Origin of the sequence: Moraxella sp. (genome assembly GCF_024227015.1) — a bacterium.
In the GTDB taxonomy this organism is placed as follows: domain Bacteria; phylum Pseudomonadota; class Gammaproteobacteria; order Pseudomonadales; family Moraxellaceae; genus Moraxella.
Map to the genome: position 1 here is coordinate 1 of NZ_JAAELD010000386.1, position 1,784 is coordinate 1,784.

Sequence of the window (1,784 nt, forward strand, 5' to 3'; positions counted from 1 at the left end):
AATTATGACAAAATCACAGATACCCTTGATGTCTGGTTTGATTCTGGAGTCACTCACGCGACGATTTTGGAAAACCATGAACATCTGAGCGTACCTGCGGACTTATATTTAGAAGGCTCTGATCAACATCGCGGCTGGTTTCAATCCTCACTACTCGCTTCCGTTGCCATGCGTGATGGCGCACCTCCTTATAAGGGCGTGCTTACACATGGTTTTACAGTGGATGCGAAGGGCAAAAAAATGTCTAAATCCAGGGGCAATGTCATCGCCCCGCAAAAAGTGATCAAAAACTTGGGCGCGGATGTTTTACGCCTATGGGTAGCTGCCACCGATTATAGCGGCGAAATGTCAGTCTCTAATGAAATTTTAAAACGGGTGGCTGATGCCTATCGGCGATTACGCAATACAGCTCGATTTTTACTGGCGAATTTGCACGGTTTTAATCCTGAAACAGATTGCGTTGCCCCTGAAGAGATGTTAGCCCTTGATCGTTGGGCAGTTGATCGCGCCTTTCATTTGCAAAAAGAAGTCATTGCAGCTTATAATGATTATTCGTTTCATCAGGTTTATCAAAAACTCCACCATTTTTGCGCGATGGAAATGGGTAGTCTTTACCTTGACATCATTAAAGATCGTCAATACACCTGTCAAACCAATAGCCTTGCTCGACGCTCCGCACAAACTGCCCTATATCACATTTCTGAAGCCCTTGTGCGTTTATTTGCACCCATACTCAGTTTTACGGCGGAAGATATTTGGGATAATATGCCAGGCAAACGTGGTGAATCCGTATTATTAGAAGCGTCGTGGTACGATGGCTTGTTTCCTTATGCTGTCGAGTCGGAAAAATGGGAAAAACTGTTTGCAGTGCGTGAGGCGGTTAACAAGGAATTAGAAAAACTGCGCGTTTCAGAAACCATCGGTTCCTCTTTAGAAGCCGAAGTTGATATTTACTGTGAAGAGACGCTGTCTTCACAATTGAACACGCTTGGCGATGAATTACGCTTTGTTTTTATTACCTCCTACGCAAATGTACATCCGCTCAGTGCAAAACCCGCGCAAGCTGTCGATTGTGACGGTTTTTGGCTTCAAGCCAAACCCTCTGAACATCCTAAATGTGTGCGCTGCTGGCATCATCGTGAAGATGTGGGTACGCATTCTGATCATCCCGAACTCTGCGGGCGTTGTATTGAAAATGTTGTGGGTGGAGGTGAACAACGTCATTATGCCTAAAACAAATTGGTTTTCTCAATTGCCCTCCCTTAAAAAAGGGGAATCAAGTGCTTTAATCTGGTTATGGTTATCCCTGTTAGTTGTTGTACTTGATCAAATCACTAAAATAGGGATCAGTGCTTCCTTGGAACTCTATCAATCAATACCAGTAATGCCCTCTTTTAATTTGACATTATTGCACAATAAGGGAGCAGCCTGGAGCATTTTGGCAAACGCTGGAGGATGGCAACGCTGGTTTTTAGCAGGAGTCGCCATCATTGTGATCGGTATAATCATTGCGTGGCTGAACCGTATCAAGCGTCAAGAGTACTGGTTAGCCTCTGCACTTGCCCTCGTCATTGGCGGAGCGGTGGGCAATGTGATAGATAGAATAATCTATGGCTATGTCGTTGATTTTATTGATATATATTATCAACAATGGCATTGGCCAGCATTTAATATTGCTGACAGTGCCATCAGTATTGGTGTCGTCCTGTTGTTAATAGACGCTTTGCGAGACATTAAACGGTAACAACTAAACCTGACAGGTTTTAGAAACCTGTCAGGTTTGA

2 protein-coding genes are annotated in these 1,784 nt (G+C 44.1%); both read left to right on the forward strand.

Translation table 11 applies throughout. The features are described 5' to 3' along the window. Positions 1–1,233, forward strand: a 1,233-nt coding sequence (locus GY683_RS08910) for a class I tRNA ligase family protein (RefSeq protein ID WP_297288390.1), incomplete at its 5' end; no start/stop codon positions are given. Further along, positions 1,226–1,744: a signal peptidase II gene (gene lspA, locus GY683_RS08915; RefSeq protein WP_297288391.1), complete on the forward strand. Its 519-nt coding sequence runs from the start codon at positions 1,226–1,228 to the stop codon at positions 1,742–1,744. The genes GY683_RS08910 and lspA, both read left to right, overlap by 8 nt. The last annotated feature ends 40 nt before the right edge of the window (positions 1,745–1,784 follow it).

Excerpts from the sequence above, each read along its gene's own strand:
- lspA (WP_297288391.1), top strand. The coding sequence starts at position 1,226 with ATGCCTAAAACAAATTGGTTTTCTCAATTGCCCTCCCTTAAAAAAGGG.